Source organism: Shewanella sp. VK101 (assembly GCF_056497865.1).
Genome location: NZ_CM151402.1, coordinates 4614736 through 4630439 on the forward strand (window position 1 = coordinate 4614736; position 15704 = coordinate 4630439).

The window sequence follows — 15704 nt, forward strand, 5'->3', positions numbered from 1 at the left end:
ATGAATCTCAAGGTCTTTTTACTCACTCCCCTGTTGCTGGCCGGCTGTCACTCTGAGGGGCAACTGCCAATTCAGGCTGACGAGCTGGAGCAAATCCACTGCCGGGAAGTAAGCGATGACAATAGCGCCCTGGGTTATTACCTCGAAGGCTGCGTTGACGGATACCGAGGTGAACCCTTCAACGGCATTGCCATTTGGGGAGCGCCGGATCGCCCCAGCTATAGTGCGGCCCAGTTCAAGGATGGCCTGCGGGACGGCTACAGCTTCAGCACATCCGCGCCGCCCGAGCGTCTGCTAAGCCAAAGCGCCTGGTATAAAAATGGCAAGTTGCACGGCTGGCAGCTGAACTTTCAATACCAGCAAACCCAATTACGCAGCCGGGAATTGTTTCAAGACGGTGAGCGCCAAGAACTCTGGCTCTACGACAACCAAGGCCAACTCGACAGTTTCAAGCGTTTCGACCAGGGTAAAGTGGTTGAATCCATCTCCTACGAACAGGGACGGGAGCGGATGAAACAGTTCAAGCGGGACGGCGAGAAACTCACCGTCTGGAAAAGCTATTTTCCCGATGGTTCATTAAAGAGCTTCAGTGAACATCTGGATGAAGAAAATCTCAGAAAACTCAAGGAACAAGGCTACTACGCCAACGGCCGACTCAAGTTGGACTACCTGTTCGACCGCCGGCAGCGCACCGCAGTGCAGCACACCTTCTGGCGCAATGGCCAGCGCCAGTCCGAGCAACATTATGGTTTCTTTCCCTCAATAGCCGCCGACGGCATCTGGCTCAGTTATTGTGAGACCAATGGCGCCTTGAGCAAACGTACTCCGTTCCATCGAGGCGCCAAGCAGGGTGAGGAGCAACTCTTTCACTGCAATGGCCAGTTGCAGGTGAGCAAACGTTTCGACCAGGACAAGCTCATACCACAGACCCTGAACTACTTTGATGAGCAGGGGCACAACTATCTGCAGGAAGAGATAGGCGCAAACGGCAAGGTACTGCATACCCGGGTCTATGATGAACAGGGTAAACTAACCTACCAAGATTGACATAATATTCAATCAGTTGGACTTATCATCCAAAGATAATAAAGCTCTTTTTCAAATGCGGCTTGCTTATCCCGGCACTGAACTTTAAAATATCTTCACATCAAGATACTTTAAGAAAAGAAAATGCCCTACCTAATTGCACTCCTTGCTCCCGTCTTCTGGGGAACCACTTATGCCCTGGTCAGCCTGTACCTGCAGGATATGTCTCCTTTCTGGGTCGCCGTCTGGCGTGCGCTACCGGCCGGGATCCTGTTATTGCTGCTACGGCCCAAGCTGCCTTCGCTCGCCTGGAGCAAAATACTCTTGCTGGCATTTTGTAATATCGGCGCCTTCTTCGCCTTGCTGTTTATGGGTGCCTACCGTCTGCCCGGCGCCGTGGCCGGCACCCTGGGGGCCACACTGCCACTGATGTTTCTGCTGCTTGCCTGGCTGCTCGATGGCCAAAGACCGGCATTGAAGTGGACCTTGCTGGCACTGCTGGGACTGAGTGGAGTGATGTTGTTGCTCAATCCTTCGGCCAATCTGGATCTGATTGGTGTACTCTGCGCCCTGAGTGCCACTCTGTTGGTAGCCCAATCATCCCGCTGGATGCAACGCTGGCAAACCGGCGATCTTCTGGTATTGACCGCCTGGCAGTTGTTGCTCGGCGGCTTGATGCTGATCCCGCTGGCTTGGACAGTAGCCGGGGCACCCACACTACCCGAGCCCAAAACCTGGCCCGCCATCGCTTGGCTGGCCATCTTCAGCACGGCGCTGAGCTACTGGGCCTGGATCTGGTCCATCAAACATCTGGGACCGCAAATCATGGGCATGATGGCCTTGATCAACCCTGTGGTGGCCGTCTCGCTCGGGGTGTTTTTGGTCGGCGAACAGCTGGACAGCTATCAATGGCTGGGGATCGGCCTGATCATGTCGTCACTGTTGCTGATGAAACTTCCTGTCCCGGCCATCTGGTATCGCCTGCGCCCCAGCCGGCGCTGACACTCACCTGACATAAGAACCCTGTTTGGCCCCTGAAAAAGGGGCCAAGGGTTCGGCTTAACTAAATTTGGCAAAATAAGGAGATTGACCATGATGCAGTTTCTGACAAAACCACAACTCAATGCAGTCCAAGCCGCGGACGATGCGAGTCCGCGACTAAAGATGCCTGCCGACAAAGATAACACCAATGCCGCCAACAGCATGTGTGAAGGAGATGGACTATGAGCTCATCAAAATGGCAGCCTGTGTGGCTGATCCTGACCTTGATTATTCTCGGCCTCAACCTGCGCCCCAGCATGGCGGCCATAGGCCCACTGCTGGAGGCTATCCGGGCTTCCTTGCCCCTCAGTTACAGTTCCTTGGCACTCCTGACCATGCTGCCCGTGATGACCATGGGAGTCGCTATGTTTATCGGTGCCAAGCTGGCCGCCAGACTGGGAGAGCGCCAAACTCTGCTACTATCGCTGCTACTTATTGGTTTGGCCAACCTGGCTCGGCTCTGGGCCGGCAGCGGCCTGCAACTACTACTGACCGCAATCATTGCCGGCTTAGGTATCGCCCTTATTCAGGCTCTGCTGCCTGGAATGATCAAGCGCAGCTATAGCCAGCATATTGAGCGTTACATGGGGATTTACGTAACCGCCATCATGGGTGGAGCGGCCCTGGCTGCGGCCATTAGCCCTTGGCTTGAGCACAGGTTTGGTCATTGGCAGTCGGCGCTGGCCTTCTGGGCTCTGTTGAGTCTGCCGGCGATGCTATTTTGGTTCTGGGGCAAACACGGCCTGCAACCCCAGGGCTTCAATAAGGCAGCAGCAAAGAAGCCTTCAGGAAAACCGGGAGTTAGCCCAAGTGTGGGCATAGGCAGCTTTAGCCATATTCCCAGGGCCTGGCTGTTGGGGCTTTTCTTTGGCCTGAGCACAGCATCCTATACCTGTGTGCTCGCTTGGTTGGCGCCCTTCTTTATCGACTTGGGCTGGCAAGCCACTCAGGCAGGGCTATTGCTGGCGTTTCTGACACTGATGGAAGTGGTCGCAGGCCTGTTGCTGCCAACGCTGGCGGCTCGCAGTCATGACAGAAGGCCACTGCTATTGCTGCTGCTCCTGTCTACCATTGGCGGTTTTATCGGGCTGGCGTTGATGCCACTGGCCCTGCCCTGGTTATGGGCTGCGCTGCTGGGTATAGGCATTGGTGGCCTCTTCCCCTTGAGTCTGATTGTCACTTTGGACCATCTGGACGACTACAGCCAGGCGGGACAACTGACGGCCTTTGTTCAGGGGATAGGTTATCTGCTGGCATCTCTGTCGCCTCTGCTGGCGGGTTATCTCAAGGACAGTTCCAGCAGCTTCACGCTTTCCTGGTTGCTGCTCGCGGCTGTGTCTCTGGGCATGCTGGCCATTGTCTGGCGCTTTGATCCCAAGCGCCACAGTCAACACTTCGCCCTGTTGGCCCACTGAGCCGATTTACCGGGTGGAAAATTGTTATCCACCCGGCACTCAAGCAGACTCAAATGAGGTAGAATGGCGTCCCTCTTGTGCCATTCTGCTGTCTAAGCAACATAAAGTGAATCTATCCAATCTATTCCAGCGCCTGCTGCAATGGCTGCCTGATCGTGCCGATCTTCCCGAAGGCTTACGCATAGGGCTGCCCATGATGGCGGGCCTGTTGCTGTTTTCGTTTCTCGGCGACAGTGCCAGCGGCGTCAACGCCCTAATCTGTGCCTGGCTGGTCGGCGTCCAGGGCCGCAACCTGGCTTATCCCAAACGTGCCGGGCTGTTGAGCAAGTCGGCACTTCTGTGCTGTATCAGCAGTGCCCTGGCCTTGCTGAGCCTGATCCACCCTTGGCTAGGGATCAGCGTACTCGGCGCCATAGGCCTGTTATATGGCCTCAGTTCCAACCAAAGAAAGTACATTCAGCTGCTGACCTACAACGCCGGCTTTTGCCTGATCTGCGGCCTGCATCTGCTGGAGTCGGGTACCGACTGGAAGATGTTGTTGCTCTCCAGCCTGTTCGGCAGCTGGTTGGCTGTCATCAGCGCCGTCATCGCCGGGCCCTGGATGGCGATACGTCAGGGCGAACAGCTGCTGGCCAGCGTGCAGCGCAAATTCGGCTTCTGGTGCAATATACTCAGCCACTCGGACGCCGCCAATGTCGGCCAGCGTCTGGCCTTGCGGGAGCAACTCGATGATGCTATTGCCGTGCTGGCCCATTGGCTGCTGGAAATGCCGGATAAAGCCGAGGTGCAACGCATCGCCCGGCAACTGGAGTCGAATCTTATCCTGATAGAAACCCTGGAGAGCATAGGCAGGCTGCAACAAAATGATGCCGCCAGCCCGGCGCTGCAGCAGTATTTGGCCAATTTTGCCAGCGAACTCAAGACCCATAGGGACCAAGGCACAGAGCCGACGCCACTGCCCTTGGGAGACAAGCCGCAACCTCTGCTGTTGGATGCCGCCAACCGCTTGGCCTTGGCGCTGGATCCCCAAAGACCGCTGGCAGCCGACTGGCGCGAGCGCCTGGGGCTTATCTGGCCTTCCGATGCCCAAAGCGTTCGCAGTCAATGGCGCAAGGCCTTGGTGAAACACTCGCGGGAATGGCATCACGGCCTGAGAATTCTGTTCACTCTGCTGTGTTGTCAGGCCGTGGTAGAACTGCTGCAACTGCCGCAGGGTTATTGGGTGACGCTCACCGCCTACATAGTGCTGATGGTAGCGCCGCTCGGGCAGTTGCAGGCCAGGATCTGGAGCCGCTTCTATGGCACTGTGCTCGGTTCTGTGTTGGCACTGGGGCTTATCTGGTTTCTGGGGGCCGGTAGCTGGTTATTACCGGCCACCTGCCTGAGTGCCTTTCTGGCCTTTGCCACCTTCTACAAGGCCAGATATGAGATTCATGTGTTCTGGCTCACCATGCTGATGGTGTTTGCCATCACCCTGCTACTGCCGAGCGATCCCTATATCGCCTTCTACCGGGCGCTGGACACCTTCACCGGCGCTTTAATGGCATTTCTGGCGATGCATCTGTTTATTCCCAGCTGGACCCGGCGCTGGCTCGACAGCTATGTATGCCACTTTATCGAGCTGGAGCGGGCTTGGCTTGCCAGTATCAATACAGGTAAAGCCGATAATGCCCTGCGTTGGCAAGCCCATGCGGCGCTGAGACAACTGGGCCAAGAAGTCGGCTTTTTGAAGCTCGAGCCCAACACGGGCCAGCGGGAGCTGCAGGACTGGCAGAGTTTTCTCTGGCTTGGGCTGACGCTGCACTGCACCCTGGTGTTGGTGGCACGCCAGCAGCAAAAGCAGCCGCTGCATCTGGCGGAGCAACAGCTGGCGGCCTGGCCCCAGCTGTTTCGTCAGCGCTTCTTGGCAACAGAGATGCACCAATCCGAGTCCGGGCCAGCGCCCAATTCAACAGATGAGACTACGCAACAGTCAGCAAGACAAGCTGAAGCGATTCCCGCTTGGGTTATGCAGGATATCGCCCATCTCTATGCCTGGCTCGACTGGCAACGTCCCTACGCCCTGAGCGGCAACACTCACGGCTGACAGGAGTCCAAGATGTACGATTTTGAATTCTACAATCCAACCCGCCTACTCTTTGGCCGCAGCAGCCTGGAGCAGCTGGACACTCTGGTGCCCAATGACGCCAGAGTGCTCTTGCTCTACGGCGGCCAAAGCGCCAAGCGCAATGGCACCCTGGCCCAGGTCAGCCAGGTATTGGGTAAACGCATCTGCGCCGAGTTCGGCGGCATTAGCCCCAACCCCGACTACCACCAGCTATTGCAGGCAGTAGAGCAGATAAGGCAACAAAAGCTGGACTTTATTCTCGCCATCGGCGGCGGTTCCATCATAGATGCGGGCAAGTTTATTGCCGCCGCAGCGCCCTATCAGGGAGAGCCCTGGGAGATACTGGAAACCGACGGTCGCCACATTGACCAAGCTCTACCGCTCGGTACTGTGCTGACCCTGCCGGCCACAGGTTCAGAGATGAATAACTGCGCGGTGATCAGCAATAGCGCTCTTGGCCTCAAGCGCTCCTTTCGTCATCCCTCGGTGTTTCCCCGCTTCTCTGTACTGGCGCCACAACTGAGTTTCAGCCTACCGCAACCACAGATTGCCAACGGTGTGGTGGATGCCTTTGTGCACGTGACCGAGCAGTACCTGACTTACCCGGTCGACGCCAAGGTGCAGGACAGGTTTGCCGAAGGCCTGCTGCTCACTCTGATAGAGGAAGGCCCCAAGGCGCTGGCAGAGCCCGAAAACTATCGGGTGCGCGCCAATATCATGTTTAGCGCTACCATGGCGCTCAACGGCCTGATCGGCACAGGTGTTCCGCAAGACTGGTCGACCCATAAACTGGGTCACGAACTGACGGTGCGCCACGGCCTGGATCATGCCGTGACCCTCGCCATACTGCTGCCGACTATGCTGCGCCTGAGAAAGGCCGCCAAACACGCCAAGCTGCTGCAGTATGCCGAGCGGGTTTGGCAACTCAGCGACGGCAGCGAGGAGCAACGCATAGATGCAGCCATAGAGCTGACCCGGCAGTTCTTCGAATCCATGGGGCTCCAGACTCACCTCAGTGACTATGGCATAGGCCATGAGGCCATAGCGCCGCTGCTGGAGAACCTTGAGCGCCAGGGGCTGACCCAACTGGGGGAGGACGGCCGGGTCGACCTTGAGCTGAGCCGACAGGTTTTTCAGGCCAGCCTTTAAAGGCAGTGATTTTTGCCAATAAACAGGCTAATCTGAAGCAAGTTCACAACTGCATAACAAGGGAAGTCTTTATGCGTACTCTGATGATAATCAGCCTGGCATTGCTGTCGCTGGTTGCCCAGGCGACTGTCTATAAGTGGGTCGATAAAGATGGCAAGGTGCATTACAGCGATGAGCCCACCCCCCAAGCCCAGGCAGTGGAATTCACCGACAAGACCCAGAATCAAATAAGCCTGGAAACGCCTAAACCTCTGCCCGATCCCATAGAAGTAGAACAGGTCGGCTATGCGTTAAAGATACTTTCACCACAGCATGAGGAAACCATTCGCGATAACGCCGGTGATTTTCAGGTTCAGGTAGAGGTAGAGCCGGAGCTGGCTTCGGGTCATTTTCTGCAACTCTACATAGACGGCATCTCCTCCAGCGACGCTCAGCGCAGCAATCTCTTCCAGCTCAAGGATATCGACCGCGGCGAACACACGCTGCAACTCAAGGCAGTGCAACAAAACGGCAAAGTCCTTGCATCCAGTAGTCCCATAACCATTTTTCTGCACCAAGCCGGACTGATGCAACCCGCCTTCCCGGCACCCGGGAAAGGCCCAAAGCCAAGTAACTAAAGTTATTTCAATAAATTAGCTACGTAGCTTTTCGAGTTAGTCCACAGAGTTGTTGGCTTGCGGCCTGCACCGAATTGGTGCACCATTATGGTGCAATCCTGCTATGGGAAACTCAATGGACACAAATATCCTGCTCAATCATCTGGCCACTGCCGTTCTGGTCATCGACAGTGACCTGCTCCCCAGCTATGCCAACGCCGCTGCCGAGCAGTTGCTGGGCGTCTCCAGCCACAGGTTGCAGGAGCAGGTACTGACAGAGCATCTGCATGCCATAGGAGTTGAACCCAGAGTGCTGCAAAGCGCGGTGCTGGAACGTCAGGGGTTAACGGTCAATACCGCCCAGCTCATCAGCCTGGATGGCCAACATCACACTGTGGATATGACACTGATCCCTCTGGAGCAGGGAGAACAGCTCAAACCCTTGAGCCTGTTGGAACTCAGACAGGTGGATCAGCAGCGGCGCATTCACCAGCAGTTGACCCTGGATGCCCAGCAGCAGGCGGCCCAATATCTGGTGCGCAATCTGGCCCATGAGATCAAAAACCCGCTGGGTGGACTGCGCGGCGCGGCGCAGCTCTTGTCCCGCGAGCTTAGCGAGCCGCAGCTCAAGGAGTTCACCACACTCATCATAGAGCAGGCCGACAGGTTGCGCGCCCTGGTCGACCGATTGCTGGGGCCGCAGAAACCATCGCAGCACAAGCTGCAGAATATCCATCTGGTGCTGCAAAAGGTGATCAGTCTGGTGAGTGTGACCCTGCCGCAACAGATACATCTGTGCCAGGATTACGACCCCTCGATTCCGGACTTGCCTATGGATGAAGATCAACTGCAACAGGCAATCCTCAACATAGTGCAAAATGCAGTACAAGCCTTGGAGCATCAGGGCGGCGATATCATGATCCGCACCCGCACCGCCCATCAGGTCACCATAGGCAACCAGAGACACAAGTTGGTGCTGGTGCTGTCAATCATAGACAACGGCCCGGGTATTGCCCCGGAACTGGTGGATACCCTGTTTTACCCCATGGTCACAGGCCGCAAGGACGGCAACGGCCTGGGGCTATCCATCGCCCACAATATTGCCAGGCTCCACGGCGGCCGTATCGACTGCGATTCGGCCCCGGGACACACAGAGTTCAGCCTGACATTGCCGATCAACAACCACAGCGGCTAACAAGAGAGGAAACAATATGAGTGAACAGGTTTGGATCCTCGATGATGACAGTTCAATTCGTTGGGTGCTGGAACGGGCACTGCAAGGCGCCAAACTCAGCTGCGCCAGCTTTGCCGCCGCCGAGTCACTGTGGCAGGCGCTGGAAATCTCCCAGCCCAGAGTCATAGTCTCGGATATCCGCATGCCGGGAACCGATGGCCTCACCCTGCTGGAGCGTATCGGCCTGCATTATCCCCATATCCCGGTGATCATAATGACGGCCCATTCAGATCTCGACAGCGCCGTCAGCGCCTATCAGGCCGGGGCATTCGAGTATCTGCCCAAACCCTTCGACATAGATGAGGCGATTGCCCTGGTAGATCGGGCGCTCAACCATGCCACAGAGCAGGCACCTGTGGCAGCCGAGCCTCAGGTCAAGGCACCTGAGATCATAGGCGAAGCCCCCGCGATGCAGGAGGTGTTTCGCGCCATAGGCCGTTTGTCGCGCTCATCTATCAGTGTGCTGATCAACGGTCAGTCCGGTACGGGTAAAGAGTTGGTTGCCGGGGCGCTGCACAAACACAGTCCACGCAAAGACAAACCCTTTATCGCCCTCAATATGGCGGCCATCCCCAAGGAGCTGATCGAATCCGAGCTGTTCGGCCACGAGAAAGGCGCCTTCACCGGCGCCGCCAATGTGCGTCAAGGCCGGTTTGAACAGGCCAATGGTGGCACCCTGTTTCTCGATGAGATAGGCGATATGCCGCTGGACGTACAGACCCGGCTGCTGCGGGTGCTGGCCGATGGCCAATTCTATCGGGTCGGCGGCCACTCTCCGGTGCAGGTCGATGTCAGGATCATTGCCGCAACCCACCAGGACCTAGAACAACTGGTACTCAAGGGGGGCTTTCGGGAAGACTTGTTCCACCGCCTGAACGTGATTCGAATCCATCTGCCACCGCTATCACAGCGGCGGGAAGATATTCCGCAGTTGGCACGCCATTTCCTGGCCAGTGCCGCCAAAGAGATTGGGGTAGAGGCCAAAATACTCACCCCGGAAACCGCCGCCAAGCTGCAGCAACTGCCCTGGCCCGGCAACGTGCGTCAGTTGGAAAATACCTGCCGCTGGTTGACCGTGATGGCCTCGGGCCAGGAAATTATCCCTCAGGATCTGCCGCCTGAGCTGTTCAAGGAGCCCAAGGCACCTCAAGGCCGTGCCGGCCAGTCCCAGGATTGGCAAAACGCCCTGAAATTGTGGCTGGATATGCGCCTGTCACAGGGCGAGAGCGATCTGCTGACCGAAATCCAACCCGCGTTTGAGCGCATCTTGCTGGAAACCGCGCTGGAGCATACCCAAGGCCACAAACAGGAAGCCGCCAAACGCCTGGGATGGGGCCGCAATACCCTGACCCGCAAGCTTAAAGAGCTGGCAATGGACTGAAACCTCATAAAGATAGGTACATGACCCAGTTAAGCCCAAGGGTGCAGGTTATTAAGAGAGGATTTTGGCGCCCAGACGTAGTATCGCCAAACTCAGGGAATAGCCCCAACGTATCAGTCCCCTGCGTCTGCGCTCAGGCAAGAGTGACCAACTGGAACCATTGGCTGCTATCAACTCGGCGCGCCAAAGCGGTAAAGGAATGATCTCCAGTCGGTAGTCTTGACCATTCAAGACTATGGTTTGCCGTCTTGGCAAACCATAGAGGCGCTGACAAAAACACTGCTGCCCCAGCCATTCCAGTTCTAGGCGACTGCTTAATGGATAATACCGACAGTGCAGTTCACCCCCTCCGAGATTCAACTTCTGTTGTTGCATCCATGCCATGACAGTGCCCGCTACACAGGATCCTGGTGAATGATCACCTCGGCATGGTCAAAGTCGGCGCGGATCCGCTCGCCTGTGGCCACAGCTATGGCATGGGCCTGTTGCAGGCTCAGGTCTTTGTCCAGCTCCAGATGCAGTTGAATAAAGGTAGTCTTGCCCGCCTGACGGGTACGCAAGTCATGAATGCCACGCACTTGAGTATCCTGCTCGGCCAATTGCCGAATACGCAGCCGGGTTTCATCATCAAGCTCCCGGTCGAGCAAGGCCTGAATCGAGCGATACCCCAGCGACCAGGCTTGTTGACCTATGTAAAGGGCGATCAATACCGCAAACAGACCATCGGCCCACCACCAGCCGTATTGCGCCAAAACCAGCGCCAACAGCACGGCACCGTTGAGAAACAGATCTGACTTATAGTGCAGGGCATCGGCCTCGACCACTGTACTCTTGGTGGCCGCCAGCGCCCGTTTCTGCAGCATGACCAAGGCCAAGGTCAGCACTATGGCAATAATGGACACCACAACGCCCAAAGTGGCATGGGTCAAAGGCATGGGATTAACCAGGCGCTCGCCGCCGTGAAACAGCAGCAGGAATGCCGTCCCCATAATAAAGGCCGATTGGGCTAAAGACGCCAGCGGCTCAGCCTTACCGTGACCATACCTGTGCTCCTGATCGGCAGGCACCAAGGCATAGCGAATGGCAATAAAGTTGACTATGGAAGCCAGGGCATCGGCAAAGGAGTCGGTCAGAGAGGCCAGCATACTGGCCGACCCGGACCAGAGCCAGGCGGCCAGTTTTATCAGGATCAGGGTAATCGCGGTCGCCACTGCGGCGCGGCTCGCCAATTTAACCCAAAACTCGTAGCGGGAAGTCGTTGTCATTCAAGGGCTCAGCGGTCGGGAGTCTCTGAGCCCATAGTAGCAGATTTAATCCTGGATAGGCTCAGGGCGCTCACCACGTCTATCCATACGCTCCTTGAACTTGGCTTGTTGTTCCGGAGTCAGCAGGTTATAGATCTGGTTGTGCAGCTTCATCCGCTCCAGCATGTGTTGTTCACGCACCTGCTGACGCTGCTCGATAATCTCTTTGGCCTTGGCTTCATCGAAGTTGCCTGAGGTCATCAGTGCCTGCATTTCGGCTCTGTGCGCTGCACGGGTTTCCTTGTCAGGACGTGACATGCTACTTCTGTGCTGGTCCATCAACGCCTTAATCTCTGTTTTCTGGGCGTCGGTCAGATCCAGACCTCGTAGGCCAAACATGCCGAAATGGCCCTTGCCGCCTTTCATATGGTGATAGCCGCGCTCGCCCTTCATGTGATGATAACCACGGTCGCCGTCACGGTGTGGGCAATCGCCGTAGCCGTTACCGGCTTGTGCCGCGCCAGCCATCAGAGTGGTGCCGGCAATCAGGGCCAGCAAGCTTGCTTTGATTGAAGTCTTCATAAGAGTATCCTCGTTCTCGGTCGGGAAGTATTTGACGTCTTCCAGTCTAGTCCTCTATGTGTAAGTGTGGGTTCAAACTGAGTAAAGCACTGTAAAGCTTGGTTATCCTGGTTGAAGATCCGTATCTTTACCCAGACTTACACAGCTAAACCGCAGTTGACTCAAAAGCGGGTATACTCGGCAGAGAGAAATTGTGTGAGGCGTATAAATGAGCCGAATTTTATTGATAGACGATGACCTGGGCCTGGCCGAACTCTTGGGGCAATTACTGGAGCTGGAAGGCTTTGAGCTGACACTGGCCCATGATGGTCAGAGCGGCCTGGAACTGGCGATTGCCAATGATTACGACCTGATCCTGCTGGATGTGATGCTGCCCAAGCTCAATGGCTTCGAAGTGCTCAGGGAACTGCGTGGCAAGAAACAAACCCCTGTGCTTATGCTTACCGCCCGCGGTGATGAGATAGACAGAGTGGTTGGCCTGGAGATAGGCGCAGACGACTATCTGCCCAAGCCTTTCAATGACAGGGAACTGGTAGCCAGGATCCGCGCCATCATACGCCGCGCCAATATCACCCCGCAGGACATTCCCCAGAGCGGTATTCAAACCATAGGCGATCTCAGCCTGGACTCCGCCCGTCAGGAAGCCTATTGCAATGAACAGTTATTGCTGCTGACCGGCACTGAGTTCAGCCTGCTCTACACCCTGGCCAATCAGGCCGGAGAACTGATAGGTAAAGACGAACTGAGTGAAACCGTGCTTGGCAAAAAACTGATGCCCTTTGATCGCAGCCTGGACATGCACCTTTCCAACCTGCGCAAGAAACTGCCGGAACGCAGCGACGGTCGTCCCAGGGTCAAGACCATACGTGGCAAAGGCTATATCTGGATCCCTTGATGAAGTCATTTTCCCTGCCCAATCGCCTCTTTATCAAACTGCTGCTGGGCTTTTGGCTCTGCAGCAGCCTGATCATTCTTGCTGTTGGCATGCTGCCGCTGCTGCAGCAAAACCATGACAGGGCCCCAATGCCGCCTAAACTGCGGGAGGTCTTGTCTCAGGTCGCCGATGAGCTGCAACAGGAACCGGCCAAGTTGAATGGCCGCTTTCTGCACCATTGGGAGCGCAGACGCAGCATGGAAGGCAAGCCAATTCGCATCTATCTGGTCAATGAGCAGGGACAGATAATCAACACTCACAGAGTGTCCAAAGGCATGCGCCGCTTTATGTTGATGGCGGAGGAAGCCAACGCACCCATTTCACACCAGTTTCGCGATGAACTGATATTCGGCCCGTTCGATTTTAAGGTTAACGGCACCCCCTATGCCCTTTATGGCCGGTTGCCGGATCACCACCCCATGCCCTGGTTCTTTTTCTTTATTGAACACAAGTTACTGACATTGTCGCTGGCGATTCTGCTTTCAGGGTTGCTCTGTGGTTTGTTGGCCTGGCACCTGGGCAAGCCGCTGCGTTCGTTGAAACAGAGTGCCAACGCTCTGGCGCTGGGGCAATTGAACAGCCGGGTCGACGATGCCACGGCCGGACGTCACGACGAAATCGGCGAACTGGCCCAGGCCTTCAACAGCATGGCGGCCGCCATCGAAACCATGGTCAATAATCAGCAGCGACTGATAAGCGACATCTCCCATGAGCTGCGAACTCCGTTGACCAGGCTGCAATTGGCACTGGCCCTGGCGCGCAAGAAGGGGATGGCCGGAGATGAAGCCGAACGTATCGCCTATGAGGCCGACCAACTGGAAAAAATGATTGCCGAGCTGCTGGAGCTTTCCCGGGTGAAGCTCAAGGCACAGGACAACAAGCTGAAGGTGGGGTTGGCCGAATCACTGAGCCAGGTACTGGACGATGCCGAATTTGAAGCCGAACAGCAGCAAAAGGAACTCAGCATCCTGATACCGGAAGAACTGGAGCTGCCCATCTACCCAAGACCGCTGTCACGGGCGATTGAAAACCTGCTGCGCAACGCCATCCGCTACTGCCGTACCCAGGTAAATATCTGCGCCGAGGCCAAGGGGCCATGGGTAGAGATAAGCATTACTGACGACGGCCCGGGTATTGAGGAGTCTGAGTTGGAGGCTATTTTCAAGCCCTTCTATCGACCGCATTCAGCCAGGGAAAGAGAGAGTGGCGGTTGGGGGCTGGGATTGGCCATTGCCGATGCCGCAGTGCAAGCCCACGGCGGCAATATCCAGGCAAGCAATCGCGCCCAAGGTGGGCTTGAGGTCGTCATCCATTTACCACGCGACTGAGACCTTCAGGCTCATACTCCAGACTGGGTTGGCGGCTTAGCCAGGCGGCAAACTGTTGCTTGGAGGGGCTGCGCTTATCTGAGTGCCCCATCAGATGGATCAGCGCATAACTGAACTGGTAATAGAGCTGCGGGTCGTCGTGGGCCTTGCAGGCATCGTCGGTATTGATCATGGCGCCACGCAGATAACTCATCACCAGCTCGACCCGATCGAATCCTGGCACCTCTCCCACAGCGGAAATGGTCTTGGCATTCCACTGCATATATTCATCGAAACGTCTTTCACAGCCATGCCGATAAAACTCGGTCGCCAACAACAACAGAGCTTGATTCGGCATTATCCGCTCAATGACAAATTTATTTGTCGACAAGACTTCATAGAGCCGCTGACAATGATGAAATATAAACCTTTCCAGAGGGTCTTTATATTGTATTTCATCCTGTTTGGCCTGCTTGAGCCAATACTCATATTCACTGCAAGCTACTGCCACCATGAGATCGGCTTCTGTAGTGAAATGATTATATACAGTACCTTTGGATATTTGACTGGCATCAACAAGATGAGAACGACATAAACCAAAAGTCTTCTGTCCTCTTAAACAACGTTGCGCCACTTCAACCAAATAGTTTCCGCGTCGTTCCCATTTTCCCATTGGCCACTCCTGAGCAAAGCTTAAATACAAACTCTCCCAACTTCACAATAAAATAGTAACAAGCTTTCTGCGACTGCGATATTGAGTAATACTGATACCATTATGAGTCACGCCAATAGCCAATGTTAAAAATAGAATTGCTCGAGAGTTTTATTGCTGTGGCCGAATGCGGCAATTTATCCAAGGCCGCAGAAAAAGTCTGTCGCACCCCGTCGGCATTGAGCTTACAGATCAAAAAGCTGGAAGAAAGTGTCGGTCAACCGCTGTTGCTCCGAGACAATCGAGGCGTGGTGCTGACCGAATCCGGCAATACCCTGCTCAACTACGCCTATAAGATGATGCAACTCAACACCCAGGCCCTGGATGAGCTGAAAGACTGCCAGAATCGCGAAGTGATTCGCCTTGGCGTTCCCACAGATTATATTACCTATTATCTGGACAACTGCCTGCTGGAATTTGTCCGTGAGTTCACCTGTATTGAGTTGGTCATAGACACAGATGTCAGCGGCAATCTGTATAAGCGGTTGCATCAAGGGGAATTCGACCTGATAGTGGCGACCCATTGGCAGCCTCCGGTGCAGGGAGAGCTCCTGTTCGAACGACGTTTTCATTGGGTGGCCGCCAAGAACGGCAGTGCCCATAAACGGGAAACGATTCCCATGGCACTTTACCCGGAAAACTGCCCCATCAGAGCTCAGGTGTTTGCCAACCACCAACTGTCGATGCGGCCCATCAATGTGCTGCTTTCTACCCCCTCTCCCCAAGCCTTGTGCATGGCGGTTGAAAATGATTTGAGCATAGCTCCGATTGCCGAATTCAGGATCAACGACAAGATGCAGATCCTCGATCCCATAGAGCATGATCTCCCTCCCTTGCCCGTGTTTAATGAATCTCTCTATCTCAATCCGGAGAGTCAGACTGAAGCCTGCAATCAACTCATCGCCCTGTTGAAGGCCAATCTCAAAAACAGAAACACGGCCGTAGAATAAGATGAAAGCCGGCTAGTGCCGGCTTT

16 protein-coding genes are annotated in these 15704 nt (G+C 55.5%); 12 read left to right on the plus strand and 4 right to left on the minus strand.

Annotation, left to right across the window (positions count from 1 at the left end):
* The 9 genes from ACSHSR_RS20495 to glnG all read left to right on the plus strand — a co-directional run bounded on the left by ACSHSR_RS20495 (window position 1) and on the right by glnG (window position 9949).
* Complete coding sequence (locus tag ACSHSR_RS20495) at window positions 1-1047, plus strand: toxin-antitoxin system YwqK family antitoxin (protein ID WP_208185228.1); 1047 nt, start codon at window positions 1-3, stop codon at window positions 1045-1047.
* A gap of 123 nt (window positions 1048-1170) precedes the next feature.
* Window positions 1171-2028 carry a DMT family transporter gene (locus ACSHSR_RS20500; protein ID WP_025889910.1) on the plus strand — a complete coding sequence of 286 codons (858 nt, stop codon included), beginning with the start codon at window positions 1171-1173 and terminating at the stop codon, window positions 2026-2028.
* Between the two features lie 90 nt (window positions 2029-2118).
* Window positions 2119-2253: a hypothetical protein gene (locus ACSHSR_RS20505; RefSeq protein WP_256873064.1), complete on the plus strand. Its 135-nt coding sequence runs from the start codon at window positions 2119-2121 to the stop codon at window positions 2251-2253.
* On the plus strand, window positions 2250-3482 hold the full coding sequence (locus ACSHSR_RS20510; RefSeq protein ID WP_071238128.1) for a cyanate transporter: 1233 nt from the start codon (window positions 2250-2252) through the stop codon (window positions 3480-3482). Before ACSHSR_RS20505 ends, ACSHSR_RS20510 begins: the two co-directional genes overlap by 4 nt.
* Window positions 3483-3588: 106 nt before the next feature.
* A complete protein-coding gene (locus ACSHSR_RS20515) occupies window positions 3589-5568 on the plus strand; it encodes an FUSC family protein (protein ID WP_062793400.1) in 1980 nt (659 codons plus the stop codon).
* Between the two features lie 12 nt (window positions 5569-5580).
* Window positions 5581-6738, plus strand: a complete 1158-nt coding sequence (locus tag ACSHSR_RS20520) for an iron-containing alcohol dehydrogenase (RefSeq protein ID WP_025010774.1) — start codon at window positions 5581-5583, stop codon at window positions 6736-6738.
* A gap of 71 nt (window positions 6739-6809) precedes the next feature.
* On the plus strand, window positions 6810-7355 hold the full coding sequence (locus ACSHSR_RS20525) for a DUF4124 domain-containing protein (RefSeq protein WP_071238131.1): 546 nt from the start codon (window positions 6810-6812) through the stop codon (window positions 7353-7355).
* A 115-nt stretch (window positions 7356-7470) separates the two neighbouring features.
* Window positions 7471-8529, plus strand: a complete 1059-nt coding sequence (glnL, locus tag ACSHSR_RS20530; RefSeq protein WP_479631107.1) for a nitrogen regulation protein NR(II) — start codon at window positions 7471-7473, stop codon at window positions 8527-8529.
* 16 nt (window positions 8530-8545) lie between these two features.
* A complete protein-coding gene (gene glnG, locus ACSHSR_RS20535) occupies window positions 8546-9949 on the plus strand; it encodes a nitrogen regulation protein NR(I) (protein WP_479631108.1) in 1404 nt (467 codons plus the stop codon).
* Window positions 9950-10000: 51 nt separating this feature from the next.
* Here the strand turns inward: glnG and ACSHSR_RS20540 are convergent, their stop codons facing one another.
* From ACSHSR_RS20540 to ACSHSR_RS20550, 3 genes are read right to left on the minus strand one after another with little or no spacing between them, the layout of a single operon-like run.
* Window positions 10001-10333, minus strand: a complete 333-nt coding sequence (locus ACSHSR_RS20540) for a hypothetical protein (RefSeq protein ID WP_145839399.1) — start codon at window positions 10331-10333, stop codon at window positions 10001-10003.
* An 11-nt stretch (window positions 10334-10344) separates the two neighbouring features.
* Complete coding sequence (gene fieF, locus ACSHSR_RS20545; RefSeq protein ID WP_025010771.1) at window positions 10345-11214, minus strand: cation efflux pump FieF; 870 nt, start codon at window positions 11212-11214, stop codon at window positions 10345-10347.
* A gap of 45 nt (window positions 11215-11259) precedes the next feature.
* Entirely contained in the window at window positions 11260-11775 is a 516-nt protein-coding gene (locus tag ACSHSR_RS20550; protein WP_101059633.1) for a Spy/CpxP family protein refolding chaperone, read from the minus strand.
* A 208-nt stretch (window positions 11776-11983) separates the two neighbouring features.
* On the opposite strand from ACSHSR_RS20550, the gene ACSHSR_RS20555 reads away from it, so the two are divergent.
* Entirely contained in the window at window positions 11984-12670 is a 687-nt protein-coding gene (locus ACSHSR_RS20555; protein ID WP_025010769.1) for a response regulator, read from the plus strand.
* On the plus strand, window positions 12670-14037 hold the full coding sequence (locus tag ACSHSR_RS20560; RefSeq protein ID WP_096142111.1) for an ATP-binding protein: 1368 nt from the start codon (window positions 12670-12672) through the stop codon (window positions 14035-14037). The genes ACSHSR_RS20555 and ACSHSR_RS20560 overlap by 1 nt, the downstream gene beginning before the upstream one ends.
* On the opposite strand, the gene ACSHSR_RS20565 is transcribed toward ACSHSR_RS20560, so the two are convergent.
* Window positions 14015-14530 (minus strand): TetR/AcrR family transcriptional regulator, encoded by a 516-nt coding sequence (locus ACSHSR_RS20565; protein WP_371873748.1) that lies wholly within the window; start codon window positions 14528-14530, stop codon window positions 14015-14017. The genes ACSHSR_RS20560 and ACSHSR_RS20565 overlap by 23 nt on opposite strands.
* A gap of 281 nt (window positions 14531-14811) precedes the next feature.
* Here ACSHSR_RS20565 and ACSHSR_RS20570 point away from each other — a divergent pair, with 281 nt between their 5' ends.
* Window positions 14812-15678 (plus strand): LysR family transcriptional regulator, encoded by an 867-nt coding sequence (locus ACSHSR_RS20570; protein ID WP_115389432.1) that lies wholly within the window; start codon window positions 14812-14814, stop codon window positions 15676-15678.
* The last annotated feature ends 26 nt before the right edge of the window (window positions 15679-15704 follow it).

Coding starts and splice junctions, on each gene's coding strand:
- ACSHSR_RS20495 (WP_208185228.1), top strand. CDS start 1: ATGAATCTCAAGGTCTTTTTACTCACTCCCCTGTTGCTGGCCGGCTGT.
- ACSHSR_RS20500 (WP_025889910.1), top strand. CDS start 1,171: ATGCCCTACCTAATTGCACTCCTTGCTCCCGTCTTCTGGGGAACCACT.
- ACSHSR_RS20505 (WP_256873064.1), top strand. CDS start 2,119: ATGATGCAGTTTCTGACAAAACCACAACTCAATGCAGTCCAAGCCGCG.
- ACSHSR_RS20510 (WP_071238128.1), top strand. CDS start 2,250: ATGAGCTCATCAAAATGGCAGCCTGTGTGGCTGATCCTGACCTTGATT.
- ACSHSR_RS20520 (WP_025010774.1), top strand. CDS start 5,581: ATGTACGATTTTGAATTCTACAATCCAACCCGCCTACTCTTTGGCCGC.
- ACSHSR_RS20525 (WP_071238131.1), top strand. CDS start 6,810: ATGCGTACTCTGATGATAATCAGCCTGGCATTGCTGTCGCTGGTTGCC.
- glnL (WP_479631107.1), top strand. CDS start 7,471: ATGGACACAAATATCCTGCTCAATCATCTGGCCACTGCCGTTCTGGTC.
- glnG (WP_479631108.1), top strand. CDS start 8,546: ATGAGTGAACAGGTTTGGATCCTCGATGATGACAGTTCAATTCGTTGG.
- ACSHSR_RS20540 (WP_145839399.1), bottom strand. CDS start 10,333: ATGGCATGGATGCAACAACAGAAGTTGAATCTCGGAGGGGGTGAACTG.
- fieF (WP_025010771.1), bottom strand. CDS start 11,214: ATGACAACGACTTCCCGCTACGAGTTTTGGGTTAAATTGGCGAGCCGC.
- ACSHSR_RS20550 (WP_101059633.1), bottom strand. CDS start 11,775: ATGAAGACTTCAATCAAAGCAAGCTTGCTGGCCCTGATTGCCGGCACC.
- ACSHSR_RS20555 (WP_025010769.1), top strand. CDS start 11,984: ATGAGCCGAATTTTATTGATAGACGATGACCTGGGCCTGGCCGAACTC.
- ACSHSR_RS20560 (WP_096142111.1), top strand. CDS start 12,670: ATGAAGTCATTTTCCCTGCCCAATCGCCTCTTTATCAAACTGCTGCTG.
- ACSHSR_RS20565 (WP_371873748.1), bottom strand. CDS start 14,530: ATGGTGGCAGTAGCTTGCAGTGAATATGAGTATTGGCTCAAGCAGGCC.
- ACSHSR_RS20570 (WP_115389432.1), top strand. CDS start 14,812: ATGTTAAAAATAGAATTGCTCGAGAGTTTTATTGCTGTGGCCGAATGC.